The sequence below is a fragment of the Streptomyces sp. NPDC030165 genome (genome assembly GCF_055573595.1).
In genome coordinates this window covers 225,201-246,077 of sequence record NZ_JBVIBD010000013.1, presented here as the reverse complement: position 1 = coordinate 246,077, position 20,877 = coordinate 225,201, and the positions used below count along the sequence as shown (strand labels likewise).

Annotated in this window: 20 protein-coding genes; 11 read left to right on the top strand and 9 right to left on the bottom strand. The window is 73.7% G+C overall.

All coding sequences use genetic code 11. The features are described 5' to 3' along the window. The first annotated feature begins 100 nt into the window (after positions 1–100). The 3 genes from ACZ4Z1_RS24850 to ACZ4Z1_RS24840 all read left to right on the top strand — a co-directional run bounded on the left by ACZ4Z1_RS24850 (position 101) and on the right by ACZ4Z1_RS24840 (position 2,229). Positions 101–1,027 (top strand): AraC family transcriptional regulator, encoded by a 927-nt coding sequence (locus tag ACZ4Z1_RS24850; protein WP_468488806.1) that lies wholly within the window; start codon positions 101–103, stop codon positions 1,025–1,027. A 150-nt stretch (positions 1,028–1,177) separates the two neighbouring features. After that, positions 1,178–1,924: an AzlC family ABC transporter permease gene (locus ACZ4Z1_RS24845; protein ID WP_468488834.1), complete on the top strand. Its 747-nt coding sequence runs from the start codon at positions 1,178–1,180 to the stop codon at positions 1,922–1,924. Next, positions 1,921–2,229 carry an AzlD domain-containing protein gene (locus tag ACZ4Z1_RS24840; RefSeq protein ID WP_468488805.1) on the top strand — a complete coding sequence of 103 codons (309 nt, stop codon included), beginning with the start codon at positions 1,921–1,923 and terminating at the stop codon, positions 2,227–2,229. Before ACZ4Z1_RS24845 ends, ACZ4Z1_RS24840 begins: the two co-directional genes overlap by 4 nt. Before the next feature lie 112 nt (positions 2,230–2,341). Here ACZ4Z1_RS24840 and ACZ4Z1_RS24835 read toward each other — a convergent pair whose 3' ends face one another. Together ACZ4Z1_RS24835 and ACZ4Z1_RS24830 are read right to left on the bottom strand one after the other, a co-directional pair. Next, positions 2,342–3,694, bottom strand: coding sequence for an MFS transporter (locus ACZ4Z1_RS24835; RefSeq protein ID WP_468488804.1), 1,353 nt, complete (start codon positions 3,692–3,694; stop codon positions 2,342–2,344). Further along, complete coding sequence (locus tag ACZ4Z1_RS24830) at positions 3,691–5,253, bottom strand: alkyl sulfatase dimerization domain-containing protein (RefSeq protein WP_468488803.1); 1,563 nt, start codon at positions 5,251–5,253, stop codon at positions 3,691–3,693. The genes ACZ4Z1_RS24835 and ACZ4Z1_RS24830 overlap by 4 nt, the downstream gene beginning before the upstream one ends. 188 nt (positions 5,254–5,441) lie before the next feature. Between ACZ4Z1_RS24830 and ACZ4Z1_RS24825 the strand changes: the two genes are divergently transcribed. Next, complete coding sequence (locus tag ACZ4Z1_RS24825) at positions 5,442–6,725, top strand: PucR family transcriptional regulator (protein WP_468488802.1); 1,284 nt, start codon at positions 5,442–5,444, stop codon at positions 6,723–6,725. On the opposite strand, the gene ACZ4Z1_RS24820 is transcribed toward ACZ4Z1_RS24825, so the two are convergent. After that, on the bottom strand, positions 6,712–7,638 hold the full coding sequence (locus ACZ4Z1_RS24820) for a hypothetical protein (protein WP_468488801.1): 927 nt from the start codon (positions 7,636–7,638) through the stop codon (positions 6,712–6,714). The two genes, ACZ4Z1_RS24825 and ACZ4Z1_RS24820, sit on opposite strands and share 14 nt — an antisense overlap. A gap of 441 nt (positions 7,639–8,079) precedes the next feature. On the opposite strand from ACZ4Z1_RS24820, the gene ACZ4Z1_RS24815 reads away from it, so the two are divergent. The 7 genes from ACZ4Z1_RS24815 to ACZ4Z1_RS24785 all read left to right on the top strand — a co-directional run bounded on the left by ACZ4Z1_RS24815 (position 8,080) and on the right by ACZ4Z1_RS24785 (position 15,841). Continuing rightward, positions 8,080–8,559: a hypothetical protein gene (locus tag ACZ4Z1_RS24815; RefSeq protein WP_468488800.1), complete on the top strand. Its 480-nt coding sequence runs from the start codon at positions 8,080–8,082 to the stop codon at positions 8,557–8,559. A gap of 127 nt (positions 8,560–8,686) precedes the next feature. Next, a complete protein-coding gene (locus tag ACZ4Z1_RS24810; RefSeq protein ID WP_468488799.1) occupies positions 8,687–9,964 on the top strand; it encodes an MFS transporter in 1,278 nt (425 codons plus the stop codon). Positions 9,965–10,330: 366 nt separating this feature from the next. Beyond that, a complete protein-coding gene (locus tag ACZ4Z1_RS24805; protein WP_468488798.1) occupies positions 10,331–10,525 on the top strand; it encodes a DUF3046 domain-containing protein in 195 nt (64 codons plus the stop codon). Between the two features lie 172 nt (positions 10,526–10,697). Next, positions 10,698–12,032: an AI-2E family transporter gene (locus tag ACZ4Z1_RS24800; protein ID WP_468488797.1), complete on the top strand. Its 1,335-nt coding sequence runs from the start codon at positions 10,698–10,700 to the stop codon at positions 12,030–12,032. 228 nt (positions 12,033–12,260) lie between these two features. Beyond that, positions 12,261–13,388, top strand: a complete 1,128-nt coding sequence (recA, locus tag ACZ4Z1_RS24795; RefSeq protein ID WP_468488796.1) for a recombinase RecA — start codon at positions 12,261–12,263, stop codon at positions 13,386–13,388. 6 nt (positions 13,389–13,394) lie between these two features. Next, positions 13,395–14,087, top strand: a complete 693-nt coding sequence (gene recX, locus ACZ4Z1_RS24790) for a recombination regulator RecX (protein WP_468488795.1) — start codon at positions 13,395–13,397, stop codon at positions 14,085–14,087. Between the two features lie 413 nt (positions 14,088–14,500). After that, entirely contained in the window at positions 14,501–15,841 is a 1,341-nt protein-coding gene (locus ACZ4Z1_RS24785; RefSeq protein WP_468488794.1) for a hypothetical protein, read from the top strand. 24 nt (positions 15,842–15,865) lie between these two features. Here the strand turns inward: ACZ4Z1_RS24785 and ACZ4Z1_RS24780 are convergent, their stop codons facing one another. From ACZ4Z1_RS24780 to ACZ4Z1_RS24755, 6 genes are all read right to left on the bottom strand, one after another. Continuing rightward, positions 15,866–16,243 carry a rhodanese-like domain-containing protein gene (locus ACZ4Z1_RS24780; protein WP_468488793.1) on the bottom strand — a complete coding sequence of 126 codons (378 nt, stop codon included), beginning with the start codon at positions 16,241–16,243 and terminating at the stop codon, positions 15,866–15,868. Beyond that, positions 16,240–16,779, bottom strand: a complete 540-nt coding sequence (locus ACZ4Z1_RS24775; protein WP_468488792.1) for a cupin domain-containing protein — start codon at positions 16,777–16,779, stop codon at positions 16,240–16,242. The genes ACZ4Z1_RS24780 and ACZ4Z1_RS24775 overlap by 4 nt, the downstream gene beginning before the upstream one ends. 78 nt (positions 16,780–16,857) lie before the next feature. Beyond that, entirely contained in the window at positions 16,858–16,944 is an 87-nt protein-coding gene (locus ACZ4Z1_RS24770) for a putative leader peptide (RefSeq protein WP_324607239.1), read from the bottom strand. Next, a complete protein-coding gene (locus ACZ4Z1_RS24765; RefSeq protein ID WP_468488791.1) occupies positions 16,941–18,866 on the bottom strand; it encodes an FAD-dependent oxidoreductase in 1,926 nt (641 codons plus the stop codon). The genes ACZ4Z1_RS24770 and ACZ4Z1_RS24765 overlap by 4 nt, the downstream gene beginning before the upstream one ends. A gap of 160 nt (positions 18,867–19,026) precedes the next feature. Continuing rightward, complete coding sequence (locus tag ACZ4Z1_RS24760; RefSeq protein ID WP_468488790.1) at positions 19,027–19,992, bottom strand: amino acid ABC transporter permease; 966 nt, start codon at positions 19,990–19,992, stop codon at positions 19,027–19,029. Continuing rightward, positions 19,989–20,636, bottom strand: coding sequence for an amino acid ABC transporter permease (locus ACZ4Z1_RS24755; protein ID WP_468488789.1), 648 nt, complete (start codon positions 20,634–20,636; stop codon positions 19,989–19,991). Before ACZ4Z1_RS24755 ends, ACZ4Z1_RS24760 begins: the two co-directional genes overlap by 4 nt. Positions 20,637–20,877: the final 241 nt, after the last annotated feature.

The following is a 20,877-nucleotide window of genomic DNA, read 5'->3' as shown; positions in this document are numbered from 1 at the left end:
GCGGTGACCCGCCGTTCACCTGCGGTGATGCCGGCGGGCTGCGGCGTCCACGTGCCGGACGGGGCGACCGCGGCGGGCCCCGCCGCAGCACAATGACGCCATGACGGGGAGCGGGGCCGAGGACGCGCGGGGCGCGGAGGACGCGAGGGCGGCGGGCGAGGGCGTCGGTACGGGCGCAGGACCGGTCGCCGCGCACACCGGCCGGAAGGGCGGTGAGTGGGCCCGGCACTGGCAGTACGCGGACCTCCCCGGCCTGGACCTGTTGCGCGCCCGCTACGTACGCCACTCCTTCCCCCGCCACTCCCACGACGGTTACGTCCTTGGCGCCGTCACCGGCGGCGTGGAGCGGGTCGGGCTGCCGGACGGCGCCACGGACGCCGGGCACGGCGGCATCATCATGATCAACCCCGAAGTGCCGCACACCGCGCAGGCCGGCACGCCGGAGGGCTGGTCGTACTCCACGCTCTACCCCTGCGAACAGCTCGTCGCGGGCATCGCGGCCGAGACGGCCGGCCTCACCGGCACCGCCGCGTTCACCGAGACCCTCGTGGCCGACGTTCACGCCGTACGCCTCGTCGACGGCGTCCACCGCGCAGCCGAGCAAGGCAACGCGCTGGCCGCCGACAGCCTGCTGCGCATCGTGGTGGCCCGGCTGCTGCGGCGCCACGGCGGCCCGATGCCGGCCCGTACGCCCGCCACGGCGGGAGCACGCACCGCCGAACGCGCCAGAGCGCTCCTGGAGGAGCGGCTCACCGCACCACCGACCCTGGAGGGGCTGGCTCGGGAGCTGGACACCAGCCCGTTCGCCCTGCTGCGCGCCTTCAAGGCCGCGTACGGGATGCCGCCGCACGCCTGGCTCACGGACGCCCGCGTGCGCCGGGCGCGCCGGCTCCTGGAGGCCGGTACGGCCCCGGCGGAGGCCGCCGTCGCCGTCGGGTTCACCGACCAGCCGCACCTGAACCGCCACTTCACCCGGATCGTCGGCGTGCCACCGGGCGCTTACCGGCGTGCGCGGGAGGGCGCGTGACGGCGAGAGCGGGCGTGCGCGTGTCGACGTGCGCGGGCGGGCGGCGCAAGAACGTACAAGACCGCTGGGGAGGGGCTTCCTAGGGTCCGGGGCGTGGCACAGCGAACAGAACAGACGCAGCAGACGCAACGAACACCGCAAACGGACCAGGTGGAGCGAGAGGAGCGCATACCGCGGCCGGCGCCGCGGCTCACGGCCGACGCCAAACCCCCTTCCGCGGTCGTCCGGGACGCGCTCGGCGTCGGCGTCGCCGTCGGGCTGTCCGGTTTCGCCTTCGGCGTGACCGCCGCGGGCGCGGGGCTGACGGTGTGGCAGGCCTGCGCGCTGAGCCTGCTGGTCTTCACCGGAGCCTCGCAGTTCGCCCTGGTCGGCGCGCTGGCCGCGGGCGGCAACCCGTTCACGGCGGCGGCCGGGGCGTTCTTCCTGGGCACCCGTAACGCGTTCTACGGCCTGCGGCTGTCCGGCCTCCTCGGACTCCGGGGCGCGGCCAAGCCATTCGCCGCCCACTGGGTCATCGACGAGACCTCGGCCGTCGCCCTGGCCCAGCCGGACCGGCGCAGCGCGCGCCTCGGGTTCACGGTCACGGGGCTGACCATGTACCTCCTGTGGAACCTCACCACCCTCGCCGGGGCCATGGGCGCCGACGCCCTCGGCGACCGGGCGGCCTGGGGCCTCGACGCGGCCGGTCCCGCGGTCTTCGTGGCGCTGCTGGCACCCATGCTGAGGTCGGCGGCGGAACGCGCCGTCGCGGGGACCGCGGCCGTGCTCCTCCTGGTGTCGCTGCCGTCGCTGCCGGCGGGCGTGCCGGTCCTGGCCGCGGCGCTCGCCGCCCCGGCCGTCCTGTACCTGGAGGGGCGCCGGGCCCGTACCGGCACACGGAAGGCGGACGCACGATGAGTGTCTGGATCGCGATCGGCGTCACCGCCGTGGGCTGCTACCTGGTGAAGTACCTCGGCCTCCTCGTACCGGCGGGCGCCCTGGAACGGCCGCTCGTCAAGCGCCTCGCCGCCCTGCTGCCGGTGGCGCTGCTCGCCGCGCTCACCGCTCAGGAGACGTTCAGCGACGGGCATCAGCTGCTGTTCGACGCCAAGGTGGCGGGCGTCGGCGCCGCGGTCGTCGCGCTGCTGCTGCGTGCGCCGTTCCTGCTGGTCGTGGCGGTCGCGGTGGCGGCGACGGCGGGGGTTCGGGCGCTGGGCGGCTGAGGGCGGGCGGTGCGGGCGCCAGGGGAGCTGAGGACGGTGGTCCGGGGCGCTGGGCGGATGAGCGCGGTCGAAGGCGGGGCCCGGCGCTCGAAGGCCCGTCGCGCTCCCCGTCTCACCCCCTCACCACCGTCGCCTCCGCCACCCCCAGCCGCCGTGCGTCCCGTTCGGGGCGCAGGAAGAGCAGGACGGCCACTCCGGCCAGCGCCGTCAGGCCCGCCATCGTCCCGTACGCGCCGAGGTACCCGTCCGCGATGGTCCCCCCGGCGTCCACCAGCCGTCCCGTCACCGCGGGCGCCAGGATGCCCGCGAGGGCGAAGACGCAGGTCAGCGTGCCGAGGGCGACGCCGCGCCGGTCCGCGGGGGAGATCCGGGAGACCGAGGTCTGGGCCACCGTCATGATGATGTCCGAGACGGCCATCGGGCCGAGCAGCAGGACGGCCTTCAGCCACAGTGCGTCCGTGGCGGCGAAGGCGAAGGTGGCCGCACCGGAGAAGAGCAGCACCAGCCCGTTCTTCACACCCGAGGGGAGCGGGATGCGGGGGCGCAGACCGGCTGCCGCGCGCCTGCCCGCGCGCTGTACGAGCAGGCCGTGGACAAGCATCGCGGCGCCCTTGGCCAGGGCCGCCAGCATGATCAGGAGGCTCGCCTGGCGCAGCCCCAGCCCGCCCACCTCCTGAAAGTAGTCCGCAGCCCAGGTCAGCGTGGCCGACACCGTCCAGAAGGCGGCGAACGCGCCGAGGGCCGCGGACAGCCAGGTCCCGGAGAGCAGCAGCTTGCGGTACGGGACGGAGCCGCCGCTCACGGAGGCGCGACCGGCGGACCGCCGCCCCACCGGGGGCGCCAGCGGGCCCTCCTCGCCGTACCGGAGCCACACCGCCGCCCACACCAGGCCGACGAGGCCCACCACGCCGAACGCCCAGCGCCAGCCCCACGCGGCGGTGACCGCGCCGAGCACCGGCGCCGCGACGGCGACCCCCACCGCCGCGCCGACGAGGAAGACCGCGGTCGGCAGCGTACGGTCGCGCTCCTCGAACCAGCCGTGCAGGTGGTGCACCGCCACCGGGGTCGCCGGGCCCTCCGCCGCACCCAGCAGCACCCGGGTGGCGATCAGGACGCCGAAGCCGGCCATGCCGAGCAGCATCGGCAGCTGGGCGGCGGACCAGAGCAGCGCCATACAGAGCAGCAGGACCGGGGTGCGTACCGTACGGGTGAGGAAGGAGCCGCCGAGCGCCGCCAGGCTGAAGAGTGCGAAGAACGCGGCGGATGCCGTACCGAACTGTTCGCGGGTCAGGTGGAGTTCGGTCATCACCGGGTTCGCGACCAGGCCCATCACCGTCTTGTCGGCGAAGTTGATGAGGATGAAGGCGACCAGCAGCCAGGTGGTGCGCCATGCCCGCCGGTGCTCGGAGGCGGTCATTCCGGACAGTGCGCCGGGCCGCGCCCCGGCCCCGGCCGTGCGGGTCACCGGACGGTCCCCCCGTCGGGTCCCGTGCCGCCGGTCCCGCTGCCGTCCTCCCGGCTGCCGCCTCCTCCGCAGGAGCACGCGTCCTCGTCGACCACGCCCACGCTGATCGCGCCGGCGGCCCGCCGCCGCCCTTCCTCGCTGCGCGTCAACTCGGTCGCCACATTCGTCCCTTCCGCCACTGCCGCCGACTCCGCCGCCGCCCAGCTGAAGATCCCCCGGGCCATCGTGGACGGCTCGGCGGCGGCCCGCGCCGCGTACACCTCGGCCCGTATGCGCGCGACCTCGCGGTCCTCGGGCGCGGCCAGAGCCGCGGTCTCCGCCAGGTGGGCGGCCAGCCGCTGTTCGTCGCCGGCCAGCAGCCACCGGGCGCGGCGGGCCAGGACCAGGGCGCCGCCCGCGGCGTCGGCGAGTTCGGCGGCCAGCGCCCGTTCCGGGGCGGGCTTGAGGTGGGCCGGGTTCTGGTCGTACCAGCCGCCCCACAGGCGCCACAGGTTGCGGACGACGAACTCCGGCTCGTCGTAGGCGGGATGCAGGTACGGCTTGTCCAGCAGTCCGGCCGGAGCCTGCACCCGGTGGATCACCTCGTCCAGCCGCAGCCCGGCATTCATCAGCTCGCGGGTCTGCGTGCACAGCGACTCCAGCAGCTCGGCGCAGTCGTCCAGCGCGGTCGCGACGCGGCCTGCTCCCCGGATCGGTACGCCGTGCCCCGGAAGCAGCACCTCCGCACCCAGGGCGCTCATGGCGCGCAGCGCGCGTGCCCAGTCCTCCGGGTAGCGCTGCGCCTTCTGGGGGTTGCCCGCGTTGGGGGCGTTCCAGATGAACAGATCACCCGTACAGAGGGTTTTGAGTTCCGGCACCCACACGTACGTGGCGTCATCGGTCTCGCCGCGCGCGTGGTGGAGCTCGAAGGTCAGTTCGCCGCGGCGCAGAGTGAGCCGGTCCCGGTAGGTGGTGTCCGGATAGCGGTACGTGGTGGGCCATTCGATGCCGGGCACGCCGAACTGGCGGCGGTTGATCCAGGAGTTGTACCCGGCCGTCGCGGTGTAGCGGTCGAAGCGCGCGGAAACGGCCTCATGGGCGACGACCTCGGGCAGTGCGGTGCCGCGGGCCCGCGCCGCGGCGTCGAAGGGGCCGACGCCGAAGACGTGGTCGATGTGGCCGTGTGTGTGGACGACCGTACGGACCTCTCTTCCAGGGCCCCCGAACGCGGACACGGCCGCGTACAACCGGTCCGCAGTACGGGCTTCGCCGGAGTCCACCATGACCAGGCCCTCGGACCCGGTGTCGAAGACCGCGACGTTCGCGAAGGCGGGGAAGAAGCCGGTGCGCTCTCCGACCCGGATGAGGCCCTCCCCGGCGTACGCGCCCGTGAAGTGGGCCAGCAGGGTCTCCTCGCCCGTCCAGACGCGGTCCGCGTACGCGAGGTACCCGGAGGCGGCCCCGGCCAGGGAAGTTCCCGTACCGGGTGCCCCGGCTGCGGGCACCCCGGCCCTGGGCGCTCCGGTTCCGTCCCCTGTGGTGCCTGCCTGCGGACTGTGCTGCGTCATACCATCCGTCATGCCGAGCGGCTCCTCGTGTACGCCGGGCGTCCGCGCTGGTCAGCCGCCCGTTGATCGGTCCTCCGGTCGGTCCCCGTAGGCACGAGTCTGATCTCCCGCAGGGCCCGGCGGCACCCGCCGGTGTCACACCCGTACCCGCTGCGTACTGTGACGCGTCACAGTCCCCGCACCGCAGCGAAGGAGCCGCCGTGCCCCTGTCCGACGCCGCCCGCGCCCTCGCCCTGCGCTGCGAGCCCCGGGTCAACGAACTGGCCCGGCGGATGGCGCGAGGCGCCTTCGAGGACCTTCCCGGATACGCCGAGCTGCCCGCCGACCTGAAGGACATGGAGGTCGCCGCCACGGTCCGGCACGGCCTGCGCCTCTTCCTGCGCCGGGTCCGCGACCCTGAGGGGCGGCACGGCGATTACGGCGTGTTCCGCGAGCGCGCCGCGCAGCGTGCCGAGGAGGGCATGTCGCTGCACCTGCTGCTGCGCACCCATGCGCTGGGGGAGTACGCGCTGTGGCAGGCACTGCGCCAGGAGGCGGGCCCCGACGAGGCGCAGGCGCTCGTCGAACTCGGGGACTTCCTCTTCCGGGCCCAGGGCGGCATCCTCGGCGCGGTCGCCGAGACCTACCTGGACGAGCGGGCGGCCCTGGACGCCGAGCGGCGCGAACACCGCCGTACGCTGGCGCGCGGCCTCCTCGACGGTGTACCGCACCGGGATCCGGCCGCCTTGGAGGAGCTGGGGCTGCACGGACCGGCCACCGTGATCGCCGTACGCCTCGGCCCGGCGCCGTCCGAGGCCCTGGGCCCGGGCCGGGCCGCGCCCTCCCCCGTAGCCGTCCGCAGGCGGCTGCGGCGCCTGCAGACCGCACTGGACCGGGAGTTCGCCACCGAGGTGCTTTCTCTCATGGACGCCGACGGCGGGCACGCCCTCGTACCGGGTGGGGCCGCTGTCCGTGACGGCCTGGGGGAGCGGCTGCACCGGGCGTGCGGCGTGGAGGTGCGGTGCGCCGCCGCCCGCGCCGAGCGTCCCGGGGGCATCCCGTACGCCGCCCGTACCGCCTCCGAAGTCGTACGCATCGCCCACGCCTGCGGCCGGCCCGCCGGACTCCACCGGCTCGACGACGTCCTGCTCGAATACCACCTCTCCCGCCGCGACGAGAGCAGCGGCCCCATAGCCGCGCTGCTCGACCCGCTCGCCGGCCGCCCCGAGCTGACCGGGACGCTCCGTACCCACCTGGAGCAGCGGCAGGACCGCCGGGCGACCGCCCGCGCCCTCGGACTGCACCCGAACACGGTGGACAACCGGCTCACCCGGATCAGCGAACTGACCGGCCTCGACCTGACGTCGCCGCGCGGCACCGCGCTCGCCCTGACGGCCCTGCTGCTGCGCCAGGAGGACGCGGGCGACGCGGAGGGCCCGGGGGACGCCGAGGACGCCGGCGACGCGGACGTCCCCGGCTCGCCGCCGCCCGCTACCGGGCGGTGAGACGCCCGTACGCACGCAGCGTCAGCAGCGCCTTGAGCGTGACCACCGGGCGGCCCTCCAGAGCCGTTCCGGGGGCCCACACACGCCAGTTCACGGGCCAGCCGCCGTCCTCCCGCTGGAGGGCGGCGAGATGGTCCAGCGCCCGGTCCGTCTCCGTGTCCGTGAACCAGCGGCGGGCGAGCGAGGTCGGCGTGGTCGCGTAGTCGTACGCGAAATGGTGCTCACCGGGCGCGTAGCCGTCGGGTACCGGTGAGTCCGCGGTCCGCTCCGGGTCCAGGAGGACCAGCCGGTGATCGCGTACCACGGTACCCAGGCGCTGCGCCGCGGCCTCGGCGCGCGGCCGGTCGGGCGCGCCCTCCAGGAAGGCGAGCGCCGCCCGGACCTCGTACGGATGGGTCCGCTCCAGGGACTCCACCTCCCGCCAGCAGAAGTCCGTGGCCCGGAACAGCCACGCGTGCCACACCTCGTTGCGGTGCAGCAGGCCCACGACGGGCCCGGTGGCCAGAAGGGCGCTCGGCGGGTCGTCGGGCACCGGCAGCCACGGCGCGGCCGGAAAGCTCCGCGAGGAAGGGTGCACGGCGGGCAGCGCGCCCTCCAGGGTGGACACCTCGGTCAGATAGCGGCAGATCCGCTGGGCCCGCTGGCCGCCGCAGCGCCCGATGAGGTCGAGGACGTACAGGGCGTGCGCGGTGTGCAGCGGCTGGCTGACCGGTCCGCGCAGGTCGGGCTCCAGGGCGTGCCCGTAACCGCCGTCGGGATTCGCGTACGCGGCGAGCGCGGCGTCGACACCGTCCGCGCTCCCGCCCAGGAAGTGGTACGCGAAACGGCGCTGTTCGAGCACCCGGGCAGTGAGCCAGATGAAACGCTCGGCACGCGCCAGTGAGGTCGGCTGTGGTGCTCCGTTTTCCGCCATGGACCGACGGTAGGGCCGTCCGCGCCGCCCGGCACCGGCGCGGACGGGGCTGCACTCTCAGGGGCGGGATACCGGACGTGTGCGGTTGACGGCCGCCCGGCGGCGGACGGGCCCGCCGCCCCGGCCACCTCGCTGTCACCGCCTCCTCCTCACACCGGAAGGAAGGCGCTCCCCAACCACCAGAATCCGCCAGACGCGACCCTGCAAGCGCTGTCGCAAACCAGGTGCACGGCAACAGATTGCAACGTAGCGGTCCGGTCCGAGCCCACCCGTCAGAAGAGGGCACACCGCGCGCGTACAGATGGCCGGAAGCCCGCTCCGCCTGAAGGACGGGCACCGGCGGGAACCGGTCTGTACCTCCCGTCGGCGACCCACAAGTATGGACCTGCGCGCACTGGCCACTCGGTGCCGCACCGCGGCACCCGATGATTGGAGCCCACGGTGACCTCAACGGCGCAGGCTGCGACGCAGACCCAGCAGGCGGAGACCGCACTCGGCTGCTTCTCCTACTCCTGGACCCCGGAAGTACACGACTTCTACGGCGACCCGGAAGCCATCCTCCACAAGATGGACGGCCTCGACATGGAACTCCCGGACCGCCGCATCTTCATCCTCCTCACGGAGAGCGCTGGACAGGCCCACGTCCGCTTCTTCGAGCGGGCCGAGGACGGCCGGTACACGGTGTCCACCTGGTCGGGCGAGTCGCTCGACGGGCTCGGCGGCCGGCTGGCCGACACCATCCTCGCCAACAGGGGCGTCCACTGCGTCGGCGAGCAGAGCCGCGCCGTGATCGCGCCCCTCGGCATGAAGGCGGAAGGGGCCGTTCCGGCGCCTGCCAACCACCGGGCCGCCTTCGCCCACACCGTGCGCAGCCACGGCGAGGGAACGTTCACCCGCGCCACCTGCGCCCTCCTCTGTTGAAAGTCGCCCCAGCAGTACGTCCTGACGGCCGCCCCCGATACGTCGGGGGCGGTCCTCCCTGTGCCCCGGAGACGCCGCCCACGGGCCCCCACCGGCACGGGCCGAGCGAACCCGAGAAAGGCCGCGGATGAGCACAGCTGCACCGCCCGCCGCGCGGCGGGACTTCGCCGGACTCTGGGCCTCCTACGGGCTGAGCAGCCTGGCGGACGGCCTCGTGATGATCATCCTGCCGCTGACGGCCCTCACCCTCACCTCGTCGCCCGGGCTCGTGGCCGGGGTGAAGTGGGCGCAGACGCTCCCGTACGTGCTGTGCACGCTGGCCATCGGCATCCTCATCGACCGGACGGAGCGCAGCCGCCTGATCCTGTGGGCACACGTACTGCGCGCCGCCGCCCTCGGCCTGCTGGCGCTCGCCCTGACGGGCGACGCGGCGCCGCTGCCCGCCCTGTACGTCGTCGCCTTCCTGCTCGGTACGGCCGAACTCGTGGCGGACCTGACCACCACCTCCGTACTGCCCATGATCGTGCCGCGCCACCGTCTCGACGGAGCCAACTCCCGCCTGGAGAGCACCCGCTCGTCACTGAACGAGTTCGCCGGCCCGCCACTGGGCGGCCTGCTCGTCTCCCTCGGCGCCGTCACCGCCACGCTCAGCACGGCCGGCCTCTACGTCGTGGCGGCCGGAGCGGTGCTCCTGCTCCTGCGCGGCCGCTACGACCCCCGCCCGCGCTCCACGCGGGACGGGGCGGGTCCCCCGACCGCCAAGCCCCGCCTGCGGGACGAGCTCGCCGAAGGGCTGCGGTACCTGCGGCGGCAGCCGGTCCTGTGGAACCTCGCCATCATGGTCTGCGTCATGGCGGCGGCGTGGAGCGGCTGGAGCGCGGTCCTGGTGCTGTACGCCGTGACGCCCGGCCCCATGGGCCTGAGCGGCACCGGATACGGCCTGCTGCTGACCACGCTCGCGGTCGGCGGCGTACTGGGCTCACTCGTCGCGGGCCGCGCGCGCAAGCTCCTCGGTGCGCGCAATCTCCTCGCGGTCGACGTGATCACCGGCGTACTCATGCTCGGCACGCCCGCGCTGACGGCAGAGCCGTGGCTCATCGGGGTGGCGACGTTCCTGGGCGGCTTCGGCAGCGGGCTGTGGAACGTCACCGTGGTCACCCTGCGCCAGCAACTGATCCCCGACGAACTGCTCGGCCGCGTCAGCAGCGCCAGCCGCCTCATCGGCTGGGGCGGCATGCCCCTGGGAGCCGCCCTGGCCGGCCTGCTGGCCCAATGGGTGGGGCCCCGTCCCGTCTTCGCCCTCGGAGCGCTCGCGTGCGCGCTGCTGTTGCTGCCCTTCCTCCGGACCATCCGCGAGGAAACCATCCGGGAAGCGGGCCGGCGGGTGGCCGCCCGGCGGGAATGACGCGGAGGCGGGCACTCGGCCGCTGTCGGGGGCGTCGGCCGATGCGGTAGAGGGCGTCGGCCGATGCGGTGGGGAGGCCGGGGGCGGTGACCGTCCCGCCGGTGTCCTTGGCCACCACGACGTACACGAGGAAGCGCCGGTGCCGGAGCGGTCGGGGGCACACCGGAGTGGCCGGTGGGACCAGGGTGTCCTGTGGCATCGCGGTTCCTCTTCGGGGAGCTGGCCGGTGAGGATCTACGCTGCGTACATGCACGCACTGCGCGCCGCCCCGGGGGCCGCGCCGCCGGGGGCGCGTGTCCCCTGACGGTCGCGCGACGTGCGCGATACGGGAAACGTGCAGGTCACAGCGAGTGCGGAGTGGATCTTATGCGGTTGACGGTCTTCTGGGAGCGGATGGCGGACCACTTCGGTGAGACGTACGCCGACTCGTTCGCGCGGGATCACGTGATGTCCGGGCTCGGCGGGCGGACCGTGCACCAGGCGCTCGCGGACGGGTGGGAGGCCAAGGACGTGTGGCGGGTGGTCTGCACGACGATGGACGTGCCGTACGACAAGCGCTGACACCGGCGGCGGCCCCGGAGCGGCTGCGGGCCGCACAGGGGCATCGGACGCCTGAGCCGCACAGGGGGCACCGAGCACCGGAGAGCCGCACGGAGGTACCGGGTCGGTGGCGGGCGGACGCGGTGAGCGGGGCAGGGCGGGAGTTGTCGGACCCGTGAGCGACACTGGGCCCGTGTCAGCGACCGAGAATCCCACCCGCCACGACGACCCACGCCCCGGAGGACCCGCCCAGCGGATGCCGCGGTGGCTGCCCCGCGCCATGGTGCTGGCGCTCGCCCTCGTGGCCTGCTTCCAGCTCGCCAGCTGGGCGTTCCACCAGCTCATCTCGCTCCTGCTGAACGTGCTGATCGCCTTCTTCCTCGCGCTGGCCGTCGAGCCGGCCGTGGACTGGATGGCGGCCCGCGGGATGCGCCGAGGGGCCGCCACCGGGCTGGTCTTCCTCGGGATACTCGTCGGGACCGCGGGGTTCTTCGCGCTGCTCGGCTCGATGCTCGCGGGCCAGATCGCCACCATGGTCCAGGAGTTCCCGCAGTACCTGGACTCGGTCATCAGCTGGATCAACACCACCTTCCACACCCACCTCTCGCGGGTCGAGGTGCAGAACAACCTGCTGAGGTCCGACTGGCTGCAGAAGTACGTCCAGGACAGCGCCAACAACGTGCTCGCCGTCTCCGCGACCGTTCTGGGCAGCCTGTTCAATCTCCTGACGGTGGCGCTGTTCTCCTTCTACTTCGCCGCCGACGGCCCCCGGCTGCGCCGCGCCCTGTGCTCGGTCCTGCCGCCGTCCCGGCAGACCGAGGTGCTGCGCGCCTGGGAGATCGCGGTCGCCAAGACCGGCGGGTATCTCTACTCCCGCGGCCTGATGGCGCTGATCTCCGGCATCGCGCACTACGTCCTGCTGGAGATCCTGGGCGTCCCGTATGCCCCCGCGCTCGGCATGTGGGTCGGGCTCGTCTCCCAGTTCATCCCCACCATCGGCACCTACCTCGCCGGCGCGCTGCCGATCCTGATCGCCTTCACCGTCGACCCCTGGTACGCGCTGTGGGTCTTCGGGTTCGTCGTGGTCTACCAGCAGTTCGAGAACTACCTGCTCCAGCCGCGCATCACGGCCAAGACCGTGGACATCCACCCGGCCGTCGCCTTCGGGTCGGTGATCGCCGGTACGGCGCTGATGGGCGCGGTCGGCGCGCTGATCGCCATTCCGGCGACCGCGACGCTGCAGGCGTTCCTGGGGGCGTACGTGAAGCGGTACGAGGTCACGGACGACGCACGGGTACGGGGCGGCAGCCGGCGCCGCCGCGCGTCCTCGGCCCTGCGGCGGCTGCGGCGGTCCCTGCACGACGAGCCGCCGGCCGCGCCGCTGGAGGGCCGGGGGACCGGTGGTGAGCGGGACGGGGACGAGCGGGGCGCCGGCGGGCCGGAGGCCGGTGGGCCGAGTACCGGCGGGCGGGGCGGACGTGAAGGGGACGAGCCCGGCAAGGGCGGCACGGGCGGCACCGGGGAGTGAGGCGTCCGGGGCAGGCAGGCACTGCCCCGGCACCGAGCCCGCCGGCCGCGCGTGGTGCGCTTGACACCAAAATCGAACATCTATTCTTATGAGACGTCCGACCCGTGTTTCCGCCCGGAGTTCCCGGGAGTTATCCACAGGCCGGAGCCGGGTCCGGGCGCATTGTCAGTGGCAGGCGTTAGCGTCATGGACGTGAAGCGATCGACTCAAGCAAACCGGGTGGAAGCCATGGCAGGCACTGACCGCGAGAAGGCGCTGGACGCCGCGCTCGCACAGATTGAACGGCAATTCGGCAAGGGCGCCGTGATGCGGATGGGCGAGCGCCCGAACGAGCCCATCGAGGTCATCCCCACCGGGTCGACCGCACTCGATGTCGCGCTCGGCGTCGGCGGCATCCCGCGCGGCCGTGTGGTGGAGGTCTACGGCCCGGAGTCCTCCGGCAAGACGACCCTGACCCTGCACGCGGTGGCGAACGCGCAGAAGGCCGGCGGCTCCGTCGCCTTCATCGACGCCGAGCACGCGCTCGACCCCGAGTACGCCAAGAAGCTGGGCGTGGACACGGACGCGCTGATCCTGTCCCAGCCGGACAACGGCGAGCAGGCCCTGGAGATCACGGACATGCTGGTCCGCTCCGGCGCGCTCGACCTCATCGTGATCGACTCGGTCGCCGCGCTGGTGCCCCGGGCCGAGATCGAGGGTGAGATGGGCGACTCCCACGTGGGTCTCCAGGCCCGCCTGATGAGCCAGGCGCTGCGCAAGATCACCAGTGCGCTCAACCAGTCCAAGACCACCGCGATCTTCATCAACCAGCTCCGCGAGAAGATCGGCGTGATGTTCGGCTCGCCGGAGACCACGACCGGTGGCCGCGCCCTGAAGTTCTACGCCTCGGTGCGGATCGACATCCGCCGTATCGAGACCCTCAAGGACGGCACCGAAGCGGTCGGCAACCGCACCCGCTGCAAGGTCGTCAAGAACAAGGTCGCCCCGCCCTTCAAGCAGGCGGAGTTCGACATCCTGTACGGCCAGGGCATCAGCCGCGAGGGCGGCCTGATCGACATGGGTGTGGAGCACGGCTTCATCCGCAAGTCCGGCGCCTGGTACACCTACGAGGGCGACCAGCTCGGCCAGGGCAAGGAGAACGCCCGCAACTTCCTCAAGGACAACCCCGACCTCGCCAACGAGGTGGAGAAGAAGATCAAGGAGAAGCTGGGCATCGGCGTCAAGCCGGAGGAGCTGGCGGAGCCCGGCGCGGACGCGGCGGGTGCGGCGGCCGACGCGGAGGCCCCGGCCAAGTCCGTTCCGGCACCGGCCGCCAAGGGCGCCAAGGGCTCCAAGGCCGCTGCGGCCAAGAGCTAGCCCGTCGTGACGCGGCGAACGGAATGGCCCGGCGACCATGGCTGCGGCCCCGGCACCGGAGTCGGTCACCTCGGGGGGCGTGACGACGACGGCCGGGGCGGCAGCGGCAGCGCCGCGGGCGGCGCCGAGAACCGTAGGAAACGCAAGGACGGCGGTGGTTCCTCCTCGTCGAGGGCCGAGGCGGGACCGCCGCGTACGCCCGAGGAGCAGGCGCGGGCCATCTGCCTGCGCCTGCTCACCGGGTCCGCGCGGACGCGCAAGCAGCTCGGGGACGCCTTGCGCGAGCGGGGCATCCCCGAGGAGGCCGCACAGGAGGTGCTGTCCCGCTTCGAGGAGGTGGGGCTGATCGACGACGCGAAGTTCGCCGGCGCCTGGGTGGAGTCCCGGCACCACGGCCGGGGCCTGGCCCGCCGCGCGCTCGCCTGCGAACTGCGCACCAAGGGCGTCGACCCGGCGACGGTCGACGAGGCCCTCGGGCAGCTGGACTCCGAACAGGAGGAACGCACGGCCCGCGAACTGGTCGACCGCAAGCTGCGCACGACCCGGGGCCTGGACCGGGAAAAGCGCATACGGCGTCTCGCCGGGATGCTGGCCCGCAAGGGCTACCCGGAGGGCCTCGCCCTACGGGTGGTCCGGCAGGCGCTGGAGGAGGAGGGGGAAGACCCGGAGCTGATGGAGTACCACCTGCCGGAGGGGTGAGGTGGCGGGGAGGCGTGATCTGGGGGAAGGCGTGATCTGGCGGAGGGGCGACTCGGCGGAGGGCTGACCGGGGGGTCGGTGGGGGACCGGGCTGGAGGAGGGCCCCGCCGAGACTGGGCCGAGGACGGTTCACTGAGGCTGGGTCGGAGGTGGGTTCCGGCGGAGATCGGGGCGGAGGAGGGTCAGGGCTCCGCCGAGACTGGGCCGAGGACGGCTCGCCGGGGCTGGGGCTGGGGCTGAGGGCTTCGACGAGACCGGGGCGGAGGCCTCGCCAAGACCCGCCCGGAGGAAAGCCCCGGCCAAGACCGGACCGGAGGAGGGCACCGCCGACCGCCTTCCGGGGGAGAACCTCCCTCCGGCAAGGAGGCTGGCTCCAATGTGCCGGGTATGTCGAGGTCGGCAGAGTGCGGTGCATGATTTTCACTCGACTTCGTGGACGGTTCAACGCGCCCGGCGCCCTCGCTCTGGGATGCGCCGCGGCCGTACTGGCCACGGCGACCGCAGCGACGACCACGGCGACAGCGACACCCAAGGGCACGGTCCCGGGCACGAGAACCGCTCCCGTGCCCGTCACCGCGCCCGTCACCGCGCCCGCGACCGCAATCGCGGCCGAAGCCGTCGCCGCCCGGCAGCAGGCGGTGCCCGTGTCCGTACCCGCGCCCGGATCGCTCGTATCCGTCACCCTCGTCGCCGACCTGGATGCCAAGGAGGTCGCGGCGTGCCTGGCCAAGGCCGGTATCGACGCGGCCCAGGTCCGCTACGGCGTACGTGCCCACCGCATCGTCTACCGCACCCGCGGCCTCCAGGGCCAGCCCACCACGGCCAGCCAGCTGGTCGCCACACCCGAGAACGGCAAGCGCGCCCTCCGGGTCGTGTCCTGGCTGCACGGCACGACCGTGTACCGGGGGGACGTGGCCTCGGTGAACGAGCGGTCCACCGACCGGGCGGCGGCCCTGCTCTTCGCCTCGACCGGCCGGGCCGTGTCCGCGCCGGACTACCTCGGCCTGGGCGAGGGCCCCGGCACCCATCCGTACGGCCATCCGCGGGCGACCGTCACCGCCTCGGTGGACGCGCTGCGGGCGGCCCGAGCGTTCGCCCGGCAGGAGCACCGCACCCTCGACAGGAACGTGCTGGTCAGCGGCTTCTCGCAGGGTGGGCCGGCCACCATGATGGTCGGCCGGGCCCTGCAGCGGGGCGTCGATCCGTACTTCCGCCTGGGGGCGCTCGCCCCGGTCGCCGGGCCCTTCGACCTGAGCGGCTTCGAGGCCGCCGCGGCCGACGACAAGATCGTCCGGTCGTCGCTCTACCTGGCCTACTTCGCGACCGCGTGGGACCGGATGTACGGCTTGTACGACACACCGGGGCAGGCGTTCCGCGCACCGTACGACAGAACGGTGGAGGCCCTCTTCGACGGCGACCACCAGGCGTCGGAGATCGCGGCCGCGCTGCCGGCGACCTCGAAGGACCTGTTCACCCCGGAGTTCCTCGACATGATCCGCAGCCCGCGGGGGAAGCTGCGGCAGCGGCTGAAGGCGCTGAACACCACCTGCGACTGGCACCCGGACGTGCCGGTGCACCTCTACCACGCCAAGGGCGACAAGGACGTGGTATTCAGCAACGCCCGCCACTGTCAGCGCCAGCTGGCCGCCAACGGGGCCGTCCACCAGCTCACGGACGTCGGGAACCTCGACCACAACGGGACGGTACGCAAGGCCCTGCCGCTCGTGGTCCGGCAGTTCGACGCCGCCTCCTGAGCCGACGGCGGGCCCGCCGTCACCTCATCCGCGGACCGGCAGGCCCGCCGCCCGCCACGCCTGGAAGCCGCCCACCAGGTCGGTCGCCCGGTACAGGCCCAGCTGTCGCAGGGAGACGGCCGCGAGACTCGACGCGTAGCCCTCGTTGCAGACGATCACCACCGCCAGGTCGTGGCCGGTGGCTTCGGGGGCGCGGTGGGCGCCGGTGGGATCCAGGCGCCACTCCAGTTCGTTGCGTTCGACGATCAGCGCGCCCGGAATGGTGCCGTCCCGTTCGCGCAGGGCCGCGTAGCGGATGTCGACCAGGAGCCCGCCGTCCCGCTGGACCGCCGCGGCCTGCTCGGGGGACACCCGGTCCAGTTCGGCGCGTGCCGCCACCAGGAGCGCGTCGACGGCGCTCACCGCCAGTCCTGGGGGCGCTCGACCTCTTCGAGGCGCAGGACGGGACCCGTACGGCTGTAGCGGCGCATCAGCGGCAGCGGCGGGTAGTAGGCGTGCACCGAGACGGCGTGGGTGTCCTCGGAGAGGTTGAGCACCTGGTGGACGTGGTGCGGGCCGAAGGCGCGGCCGCGGCCGCCGGCCAGCGTCCGCTGCCGGTCCACGCCGTCCGCCAGTTCCAGCGTCTTCCAGCCCTCGGTGGGCAGTTGGGCGGCGAGTGACTGCTCGGTCAGCTCGCCCGCGGCGGCGGCGAACGCGCCGTGCGAGCCGCCGTGGTCGTGCCAGCCGGTGCCCGTACCGGGCGGCCAGCCGATCAGCCACGCCTCACTGCCGCCGGGGCCGTCCAGGCGGATCCACGTACGGCCTTCGGGGTCGAGGGGCAGGGAGGCGACGAGTGCGGTGTCGGCGGAGGTACGGCGGGCGAAGTCGAGGAGTTCGGCGGCGCTGGGGCCGCCGGTGGCGGCAGGGCGCGGGCGCGCGGGGATACGTACGTCGGGCACAGGAACCGTCCTGAGTGATCGCGAAGAGGCGCGCGGGCAGCGTGCAGCACGGCGGCGCGCAGGGGAAGAGAATGCGGATCAGCAGGACGGACGACACACGCAGCCCGCGTAGCGGACCAGGTCCAGGTGGACCCTCCGCCAGAATCGCGAACCGTTCTCCGTCACGTTCCGGAGTCAAGCACGCGGCTTCCCACAGGGTCAACCGCCGGTCGGACCTCTCCCTCCGGCACGCCCCGGGCCGCGTCCCTGCCGGCCTGCGGGAACACCTCTTCGGCGGGCGGCGGCCCACTGGACGGCCGTGCCGCCTCCGGGAACGGTCCTTCCCCCACCGAGCCGGACCCGCCACCGGACCCGCCACCGGCCCCAGAACCGCCCCCGCCCATCGCAGCAGCCTCCGCCGCCCCCGCAGCCCCCGCCGTCTTCCCGCCCTCCGTGCAGCCTCCCGCGCCCCCGCCCCGTACCGCGTCGGCGCACGCGTACAGTTCGGCCGGGCGGACGCCGCCCATGGCCGTGACCAGGTGGCCGTCCGGCCGTACGACCAGGACGGTGTGCGCGACCGCGCCCGGGTAGGCCTCGGCGACCAGGACCTCGGCGGGCATCGGCAGGGCGTCCACCGTCTTCGACAGGCGTGGCATCAGGCCGGCCGACTTCCAGTGCCGCCGGTCCCACACGCCCGTACCCGGCGCCACCAGCACCACCAGCAGCCCCCGGCCCAGCCGGGTGCGGAGCGGCACCTGGGAGCCGTCCGAGGCCGTCACGGGGACGTCCGCGACCGGCGCGCCGGCCTGCGTCCCCACCGTCATCACGCACGACGGGTCGGTGGCGGGGGCGAGCGGGGAGCGGGCGTACGCGGGGGGCGCGCCGAGCGGTCCGCGCCCCAAGTGGCCGTCGGTGAGCATGGCCGTGTGCCCGCGCGCCGCCCCCGGGAGCACGGCCCGCCACCGGCCGCCCCGCTCGCCGTCGCGCAGCAGCGGCAGTGCCCGGTCGGCGGCGCGCAGCCGGGCTGTGACGGCGCCCCTGCGCTCCGCCTGGTAGCTGTCCAGCAGGGCCTCCGAAGCGCCCTGGTGCCAGGCCGACGCCAGCTTCCACGCGAGGTTCTCGGCGTCCCGAAGGCCCTCGTCCAGGCCCTGGGTGCCGAGCGCGCCGAGCAGGTGGGCGGCGTCACCGGCGAGGAAGACGCGCCCGCGCCGCCAGCGCCGCGCCAGCCGGTGGTGCACCGTGTGCACGCCGGTGTCGAGGAGTTCGTACGGCGGTACGGCCGGAACGCGCACGTCGCCCCCGGCACCGCCCCCGGCACCGTGCGACGGCCCGGCCCCGGCCCCCGCCTCCGCGGACCACACCGCCAGCGAGTCGCGGATCCGGGCCACCAGCGCGTCCGGGGTGACCAGGTCGCGGCCGGGCGGCAGCAGCCAGTCCAGCCGCCACACCCCGCCGGGCAGCGGCCGGGCCGTCACCTCGCCCCCGGACCCGCCACCGCCCTGCCGCGCGGGCGAGCGGTGCAGCAACGCCTCGCCGGGCCAGGGAAGCTCCGTACGCAGCGCCGCCACCGCGTGCCGCTCGACCGCCGTACGGCCGGGGAAGCGGATCTCCAGCAGCTTACGGACCGTCGAGCGCGGGCCGTCGCAGCCGACCAGGTAACCGGCACGCCACCACGCGCCGTTGGTGCCGCGGGTGTGGGCGCTGACCGCGTACTCGTCCTGCCGCAGCTCGTCGAGCCGGCTGCCGGCGACGATCCGGACACCGGGCTCCGCCGCGAGCGCGGTGCGCAGGGCCCGGGTCAGCGCGTGCTGCGGCACGTGTACGGGGGAGGGGTTCTCCGGGCCGAACTCCACCCGTTCCAGCAGCCGCCGCCGGCGCACCGAGCGCCAGGCGGTCCAGCGGGTGCCCGCCGACTCCAGGGCCGGGCCGCAGCCCAGGCGCTCCAGGAACGCGGCGGTGTCCGGCCGCAGGACGACGGTGCGGGCGGGCCGCGGGTCGACCGCACCGGGGGCTTCGTCCAGGACCACGCACGGTACGTCGAGGCGGGCGAGCGAGAGGGAGAGCGCGAGGCCGACGGGGCCGGCCCCGACGACGATCACCGGGTCCACGGCGTGGCTCCGGGCCGCAGGTACTTACGAGACGTACAGGAACTGGCAGTTGGAGCCCGGTGCGCGATCACACAGCGTATGCAACCCATTGCGGGCGCCCGCGTCAAGTGACGGGGGCAGCGGCGCACGCGGCACTGCCCCCGTCCACGGTGTCACACCGTCAGCCCCCGGCGCCGCCCCCGGGGTGGATGTCCGGCGGCCGCCGGGTGTCGGCCGGGCCGCCGGGCGTGCCGTCGGCTCCTTCCAGCGCGTCCGACGCGGTGACCGGCTCGGCCGCCTCGGCCATCACGATGCCGGTCTTGGCCCGGCGGCCGCGCCGCTCGATCCAGTTGGCCAGCGCGGACAGCGCCATACACATCGCCACGTAGATGGCGCCGGCCACGATGATCATCGGGACGTACGGGTTCTCGTCGTTGACGACGACGGTGCTGGCCATCTGCTGGATCGTGTACAGCAGTTCCTCGAAGGTGATGACGTAGCCGAGCGAGGTGTCCTTGAGGGTCACCACCAGCTGGCTGATGATCGTCGGGAGCATCGCCCGGACGGCCTGCGGCATCAGCACCGTCGTCATGACCTGCGTCTTGCTCATGCCGAGCGCGTACGCCGCCTCGCGCTGCCCCCGGGGCACCGCGTTGATGCCGGCTCGCAGCACCTCCGCCTGCACCGAGCCGTTGTAGACGGTCAGGCCGACGACCAGCGCCCAGAACTGCGGGCTGTCGCCGGTCAGGCCCAGCTCCTCCTTGTAGGAGAGCAGGATCACCCACAGGGCGTAGATCGTGATCAGCAGCGGGACGGCCCGGAAGAGCTCGATGAACCCGGTCGCCAGCCAGCGCACCGGCTTGTGGTCGGAGAGCCGGGCCACGGCGAGCAGGACGCCGAGCGCGAGGGAGAGCACGGCCGCCACCGCGAAGACCTGGAGGGTCGTCAGGACGCCGTTGCGGATGTTGGTCCGTACGCCCGCGTTGTTGAAGATGTTCCACATCTCCGGCTCGAACTGGCCTTTGGCGGCCAGCCGCAGCACGGCGAAGAGGAGCAGGCCGACGACGGCGAGTGCGCCGGCGACGGTGTAGACGCGGTTGCGGACCTTGGCCTTGGGCCCCGGGGCGTCGTACAGGACGCTGGTCATCGGGCCACCTCCAGGCGGCGTTCGAGCAGCCGGAAGATGCCGCTGATGGCGAACGTGATGATCAAGTAGGCGAGGGCGATCCAGAGGAAGATCCAGCCGATCGGCCGGCCCTGGTCGTTCAGGAGTTTGGAGACGTTGAACAGCTCGGCGTTGCTGAAGGCGCCCGCGATGGCCGAGTTCTTGGTGAGCGCGATCAGGATGCTGCTCAGCGGCGGGATCACGGTACGGGTGGCCTGCGGCAGCACGATGATGCGCAGGGTCTGGACGAAGGTCATCCCGATGCTGCGCGCGGCCTCCGCCTGGCCCAGCGGCACGGTGTTGATGCCCGAGCGCACGGCCTCGCAGATGAACGAGGACGTGTAGAAGCCCAGCGCCAGGGTCGCGAGCACGAACGGGCTGATGCCCGGGAAGAAGATCTGCGGGACGACGAAGAAGGCGACCAGGAACAGCAGGGTGAGCGGGGTGTTGCGCAGCAGCGTCACCCAGGCCGTCCCGAAGGCGCGCAGCGGGGGCACCGGCGAGACCCGGAAACCGGCTATGAGCAGGCCCAGCAGGAGGGCGAGCACCCCGCTGGCCGCGGTGAGCGACACGGTTCCGAGGAACCCGGTGCGGAACTCGGGGAGATAGTCGAGGAGTACGTTCATGGGTTCTCCGCGGTAGCGGTCAGGGTCAGCGGCGGGCGGGTGGACGGTCCGGCGCGGGGTGTGTGCGGCGCGCGGTGTACGGGAGCTCGGCCCGGCGTGCGGGCACTTTCGTGCGCGGCGTACGGGGGTACGGCCGGGGGTGCGGGCGTGGCCCGCGACGGCGTGCGCAGGGGCGGCCCGGCGCGTGGACCGTCAGGCACCCACGCCCCGTACGCCCGCCGGGGCGGCGTACGGGGCGTGC